We start from the raw sequence: 6,782 nt of genomic DNA on the forward strand, positions 1-6,782 counted from the left end.
GAAGTTAAAGCAAACAAAAAAGTTAAAGGCGGCGAAAGTAAATGTGGTGAAGGTAAAGCTGACAAAAAAGGTAAATGTGGCGAAGGAAAATGTGGTGAAGGTAAAGCAGATAAAAAAGGTAAATGTGGCGAAACCAAAACTGACGCTAAGAAATGTGGCGGTTAATTCTTAATCATTTATTAAACGTGAACACATATCTTTAAAAAAGCTATTTAACCCTTTGTTAAATAGCTTTTTTGTTTGTTTATAGCTATTGCTGTTTGTTGTGTCGCGAGTCATGATAAAAAATGATTCACTACCTAGAGTGAATTATTGTTTTATCACACTTTACCTAGCTATTTTAATGTCCCTGTAAAATCAAATTCCTGGTTACATCGCACTATTTTATTTAAAACAGTGTCTTTCTTAATTAATGTCTTTTTTTCCAAGACTAATGTCTCGAAAAAACAGATAATACCGACCATTAATTACATCTTGCCAATTGGCAGTCGCTAAAACTAAGCAAATCACTGAGCTTTTAGTGCAAAACTTCGGAAATTATTCAATGGAAATCAAAGTTAATTATCTCGACAACCTTAGAATTGAAGCTAAATTTGATGATTTTTCTGTCATCGCTGATCAACCTATTCGCTATAAAGGTGATGGCTCTGCTCCAGGGCCTTTTGATTATTTTTTAGCTTCATCAGCGCTTTGTGCCGCCTATTTTGTTAAGGTTTATTGTACTTCGCGTGATATACCCACTGAAAATATTCGTTTGTCACAAAACAATATCGTAGATCCTGAAGATCGTTATAACCAAATTTTTCAAATTCAGGTTGAGTTGCCTGAAAGCATTTCTGAGAAAGACCGTAAAGGCATTGTCCGTTCCATTGATCGCTGTACTGTTAAAAAAGTCGTTCAAAGTGGACCAGAGTTTAAAGTAGAAATAGTCGATAGTCTTGAAAACGACGCCCAAGCAATGCTTATGGGGCAATCAGCAAGTGACTCCAGCACCTACATTTTAGGTAAAGACTTACCACTTGAACAAACTATTGCCGATATGACAGGTCTGTTGGCTGATTTAGGTATGAAGATTGAAATATCTTCTTGGCGAAATATTGTGCCTAATGTTTGGTCATTGCACATCCGTGATGCGGCATCACCGATGTGCTTTACTAACGGTAAAGGCGCAACGAAAGAAAGTGCGCTTTGCTCTGCACTTGGTGAATTTATTGAGCGTCTTAACTGTAATTTCTTTTATAACGATCAGTTCTTTGGTGTTGATATTGCCAACAGTGATTTTGTTCATTATCCCAATGAAAAATGGTTTAAACCAGGCGTCAATGATGAGTTGCCCAGCGACATACTTGATGAATATTGTTTAGCGATATATAACCCTGACGATGAATTACGGGGTTCGAACCTAATAGATACCAACTCTGGCTTAGCGGAGCGAGGTATTTGCTCTATTCCTTATGTACGCCATTCTGATGGTGAAACCGTCTATTTTCCTTCAAATTTAATTGAAAATTTATTCTTAAGTAATGGTATGAGTGCAGGTAATAATTTACCTGAAGCACAAGTGCAATGCTTGTCAGAAATTTTTGAACGTGCGGTAAAAAAACAAATTATTGCACAAGAAATTATTTTACCCGATGTGCCCAAAGACGTAATCGCAAAATACCCAAGTATTTTAGCAGGCATTGAAGGGTTAGAGGCGCAGGGCTTTCCTATTGTCGTTAAAGATGCATCGTTAGGTGGTCAATTCCCGGTCATGTGTGTCACGCTTATGAACCCTAAAACGGGTGGTGTCTTTGCCTCCTTTGGTGCTCATCCAAGTTTTGAAGTTGCGCTAGAAAGGAGTTTGACGGAGTTGTTACAAGGAAGAAGCTTTGAAGGCTTAAACGATGTACCCAAGCCAACATTTAATAGCATGGCGGTTACCGAACCTGAAAACTTTGTTGATCACTTTATTGACTCAACAGGTGTTGTTTCCTGGCGTTTCTTTAGCAGTAAAGCTGATTATGAATTTTGCGAATGGGATTTTTCTGGCACCAACGAAGAAGAAAATGCTGTGTTAATGGCGATTTTGAAAGACTTGGGCAAAGAAGTCTATATCGCAGAGTTTAATCAATTGGGGGCTACTGCTTGTCGTATGCTAGTGCCAGACTATTCAGAAGTGTATCCGGTTGAAGACCTTATTTGGGACAACACCAATAAATCTCTTGAATACCGCGAAGATATTTTAAATCTTCACATTTTAAGTGAAGAACAATTAGTCGCTTTAGTTGAGCGTTTAGAAGATAGCCAACAAGATAACTACATTGATATAAAAACATTAATTGGTATTGAGTTTGATGAAAATACCGTTTGGGGTCAGCTCACTATTCTTGAATTAAAGATTCTTATTTATCTTGCCTTAGGCGCTTTAGAAGAGGCTATTGAATTAGTTGGAGAGTTTTTACAATACAATGACAATACGGTTGAACGTGGCTTATTTTATCAAGCGGTTCATGCGGTATTAGAAGTTACCCTAGACGAAGAGATGGAACTTGAAGACTATATCGGTAACTTTAATCGAATGTTTGGTGAGGAGACTATGGAACACGTGGTTGGTTCAGTCTTTGGTGAAGTTAGGTTTTATGGTTTAACACCAACAAGTATCAAACTTGAAGGTTTAGATAAGCACCTGAGGTTGATTGAAAGCTACAAAAAATTACACCAAGCACGTAAAATAGCGGCTGAAAAATAGTAAAAACATATCATGTAAAAAGCCAATATCTACTATAGGTATTGGCTTTTTATAAACGTTGCGCATTTAAATTTTAAATTTTAAATCTTAAGTTTAATGAGCATTAATCAGTTTTATACACCTCGGTTCTATTTCTGCCAAGTTCTTTTGCTTTATATAGGGCATTATCAGCCTGGGCGTAGAAGTCAGTAAATGATATTTTATCGTTACAAATGCTGGCACCAATACTTACCATTAATGGTTTATTATCAACCTTAATAGTAGCAATTAACTGATGTAATCTTTCACAAAATAATAAAACATTCACTTTGTCTGTGTCAGGTAGCATGATCAAAAATTCTTCACCACCAAAGCGAGCAACGAGGTCTGTTTGTCGACAAAAGGCTTTCAACTTTTGACCAAGCTCTTTTAATACTCGGTCTCCTGATAAATGGCCAAAGCTATCATTTATTTTCTTAAAGTGATCAATGTCGAGCATTAATAAACCAACCGATTGATGAGATCTTGCTGCCTGCTCAAGGACTAAAATGCTTCGCGATTTCATTTCTCTTCTATTTAATAACTCGGTTAATTCGTCAGTAGAAGCAAGTAATTTCAAAGCTTCTGCTTGCTCTTCTAATGTTTCGCGGGTTTTTAATAATTCATTATAAAGTTGGTCTCTTTTAGAGGCATTAAAAAAGCTCCAGTAAATACAGCCATCATCACCTAAATGCGCGTTGACGGTTACTGGAATGCGAGCCCCTTGAGCATTAAATATAATTAACTGCATTTCTTCACACGTTTTCTCATGTAAAAGTGTTGGAATGAGATAACTTTGAAAAAATATTTTTGACGATTTTGTGAAAATTACGTCTGTACTTTTACCAATAAGGGCTGCTGGTTGCCATAATAGTTCAGTAGTGAAATATGCATTAACATAGGTAATAACTCTTGACGAATTAGTGACTAAAGCACCGCAAGGAAAACTATCCAGCGAATAATTTTGCATGTTACTTTGTGCTTTACTTTTGCGTGTTGTGGTCATTGTTCGCGTATTCTATTATTAAGTCGACAATTTCGTTCGGATGCGTCATATGTAAACAATGTCCGTCAGCCAGAATCACTTCCAGTTGACTATTTTTTATTTGGCTATGAATAAACTCACCAACAGTCGTCGCAGCCAAGGCATCATTTTTACTTTGAAAAATTAATGAAGGTTGCTTTATATCTTTTAAAATATGGCGATAATCAGATAAAAATGTTGCTTCAGCAAAATTCTTCGCTATAACAGGGTCAGTAGAGCAAAAACTTCCCGTTAACTCTCCTATTAAATCCGTTGAATTATCATCTCCTATCACTAATGGCGCTAAATAATCAGCCCAACCAATATAATTTTTATCCATCAGGCTTAATAATTCGAGTAAATCTTCTTTTTCAAAGCCGCCCAAGTATTCAGGAGGAAAGTTTAGAAAACAAGGTGAAGGGCATATCATGATAAGCTTAGAAAAAAAATCAGGCCTTTTATTGGCGGCAATCGCACCGATAATACTACTTACAGAGTGTCCGACAAAGATTGCATTTGATAGCTCTAGCACTTCAGCTATTTCAATAATATCTTCGGCATACCCATCAAGTTGGCTATAACGTTTCTTGTTGTATTGTGAGATATCTGAACCACCAGAGCCGACATAATCAAAGAGTACGATGGTAAACTTGTTCAGTAGCTTTGGCGTTAAAAAGCGCCACATGTTTTGATCGCAACCAAAACCGTGCGCAAGAAAAAGTGTTTTATCACCTTTTCCAACAATTTTAACATTATTTCTAATCAACACCTCTTTTGACAAAAGCATAATATTTCCTACTCAAATGTATCGTTAATTAACGGTTACTAACCTTGTTTATACTACTATCTAATAATCTTGCTTATATTACCACAGAAGGAAACAGTTGCAGCGTTTGCTCAATTATATCAGTTTTCTGACTTTTCGCTAAATAAGCGGCATATATATCTCTTGAATATACCGGCGCTTCTTCAACTAGGTATAATTTATTTTTCTCGATATACTCAAAAGTCATTTGTCTGGGTAAATAAGCACTTCCGCCGGCGTCCAATAGAAAATTTAATGCAATTCTTGGTTGGCTCATATAGTGTCTTGCGGGAGGAGCATCTTGAAATTCTCGAAGGTGTTGCGCATTCACTGATTCACCATAGTCGACCATTATGTGGTTATCTAATGTTAACTTTTCGATAGTATCGTTTGGCTCTGTGGTCACTAAATGTAGTGGAACCGTGGCGACTTTTTCAGTGATTAAATCTTTAACAAACGGCGGCTCGAAAAAAAAGGCAACATCGACCACACGACTCAGTAAACTCTTTCTAAGCTCTAACGGCGAGTAAGTGTTGGTTAATAAACTAACATCATCAAGATTTCGATGTATCTTTTTTAACCAATCTTGTAAGACAATATCCCAAATAGACATCATAGAGCCAACAACTAATTGATAAGTATCACTGTCTGCAACACCAACATCTTGTTTAGTTTTTTGCCACATAAACAATAACTCATTAGCATGTTTTATTAACCGATTACCTTCTGGGGTTAATTTTAAATGCTTTTGGCTTCGGTCAAACAACAGCACACCTAAGTCACCTTCTAATAACTTAATCCTTGCGCTTACTGCAGATTGAGTAATGAATAAGTTCTCAGATGCTATTCTAAAGTGTAATGTACGGCTCACTTCAAGAAATGTTTTTAATAGTTCGATTCTCATACAAACCTCGACAAACAACGCAATCATTTTTTTTGATTAAACTCATCAAAATATAGCGCTATATTATTTAATAAGCTGACTATACACTCCACAGCACTTATTACCTCACTTTTTATCATTAAATAAAAGTGAATATCAAAAGACTGACTTATGAAAATTGCTATCTTATCTAGAAATAAAAAACTTTACTCTACCCGTCGTTTAAAAGAAGCGGGTGAAGCTATGGGCCATGAAGTTGATATTATCGATACTTTGCATTGCTATATGGACATTACGAGTAGCCGTTCATCGGTGCGTTATCACGGTAAAGAACTACCAAAGTATGATGCAATTATTCCTCGTATTGGCGCCTCTGTGACTTTTTATGGCACAGCTGTGGCAAGACAATTTGAAATGATGGGTACCTTCAACATTAATGAGTCCGTCGCTATCAGCCGCTCACGCGATAAATTACGGTCATTACAGTTGCTATCGCGTAAAGGTTTGGGTTTACCGCGAACGGGTTTTGCCAGCAAACCTGATAATGCCAAAGATTTAATTAAAAATGTTGGCGGCGCGCCGGTGGTTATTAAGTTGCTCGAAGGCACGCAGGGCATAGGCGTAGTATTAGCCGATACGGCTAAATCAGCTGAAGCCATTATCGAAGCGTTTATGGGTTTAAACGCGAATATTTTGGTACAAGAGTTTATTAAAGAAGCCGGTGGTGCTGATATTCGCTGTTTAGTGATTGGCGGTAAAGTGGTTGCGGCGATGAAACGTCAAGGCGCTGAAGGTGAGTTTCGTTCTAATTTACATCGTGGCGGCTCTGCTGAAGTGGTTAAATTATCTAAGGCTGAGCGTGATACTGCTGTCAGTGCTGCAAAAGCGATGGGTTTGAACATGTGTGGTGTCGATTTACTGCGTTCACAAAATGGTCCTATGGTCATGGAAGTTAATTCATCTCCTGGCCTTGAAGGTATCGAAAAAGCGACAGGCAAAAATGTTGCTGGGATGGTGTTTGAGTTTTTAGAAAAAAATGCAAAACCTCATGACACCAAAACACGTGGCAAAGGATAATGAAAGTGAGTTCTACAGACATATTACGCATTGGTGAATTTGAAATTTTACCTGGAGAGCAGCGCAAAATAGAGTTGCCGGTTGCTAAGTTATATACCGATGCCGACGTTTCTTTACCCGTTCATATTATTCGCGCTAAAAAACCGGGGCCCACTATTTTTTTGAGTGCGGCGGTACATGGCGACGAATTAAATGGTATTGAAATTATTCGACGCTTGATCCACGAAAAGAAACTTAAAATAAC

At 37.3% G+C, this 6,782-nt stretch carries 6 protein-coding genes; 3 read left to right on the forward strand and 3 right to left on the reverse strand.

Going from position 1 to position 6,782, the window contains the following annotated elements:
- Positions 1-544 precede the first annotated feature (544 nt).
- Positions 545-2,731, forward strand: a complete 2,187-nt coding sequence (locus H4J56_RS19085) for an OsmC domain/YcaO domain-containing protein (protein ID WP_182222923.1) — start codon at positions 545-547, stop codon at positions 2,729-2,731.
- 103 nt (positions 2,732-2,834) lie between these two features.
- Here H4J56_RS19085 and H4J56_RS19090 read toward each other — a convergent pair whose 3' ends face one another.
- The 3 genes from H4J56_RS19090 to H4J56_RS19100 form a co-directional block, all read right to left on the reverse strand.
- On the reverse strand, positions 2,835-3,755 hold the full coding sequence (locus H4J56_RS19090; RefSeq protein WP_182251559.1) for a diguanylate cyclase: 921 nt from the start codon (positions 3,753-3,755) through the stop codon (positions 2,835-2,837).
- Positions 3,733-4,560, reverse strand: coding sequence for an alpha/beta fold hydrolase (locus H4J56_RS19095; RefSeq protein WP_182222922.1), 828 nt, complete (start codon positions 4,558-4,560; stop codon positions 3,733-3,735). The genes H4J56_RS19090 and H4J56_RS19095 overlap by 23 nt, the downstream gene beginning before the upstream one ends.
- Before the next feature lie 73 nt (positions 4,561-4,633).
- The gene (locus H4J56_RS19100) at positions 4,634-5,482 is read right to left on the reverse strand and encodes a LysR family transcriptional regulator (RefSeq protein ID WP_182218101.1); all 849 of its coding nucleotides are present in this window, start codon (positions 5,480-5,482) and stop codon (positions 4,634-4,636) included.
- Between the two features lie 150 nt (positions 5,483-5,632).
- Here H4J56_RS19100 and rimK point away from each other — a divergent pair, with 150 nt between their 5' ends.
- Both rimK and H4J56_RS19110 read left to right on the forward strand, forming a co-directional pair.
- Positions 5,633-6,538, forward strand: a complete 906-nt coding sequence (gene rimK, locus H4J56_RS19105) for a 30S ribosomal protein S6--L-glutamate ligase (RefSeq protein WP_070376387.1) — start codon at positions 5,633-5,635, stop codon at positions 6,536-6,538.
- Positions 6,539-6,543: 5 nt separating this feature from the next.
- A partial coding sequence (locus H4J56_RS19110; protein ID WP_310733557.1) for a succinylglutamate desuccinylase/aspartoacylase family protein occupies positions 6,544-6,782 on the forward strand: 239 nt, incomplete at its 3' end.

It is taken from the genome of Colwellia sp. BRX8-4 (genome assembly GCF_014077345.1).
Lineage (GTDB): Bacteria > Pseudomonadota > Gammaproteobacteria > Enterobacterales > Alteromonadaceae > Colwellia_A.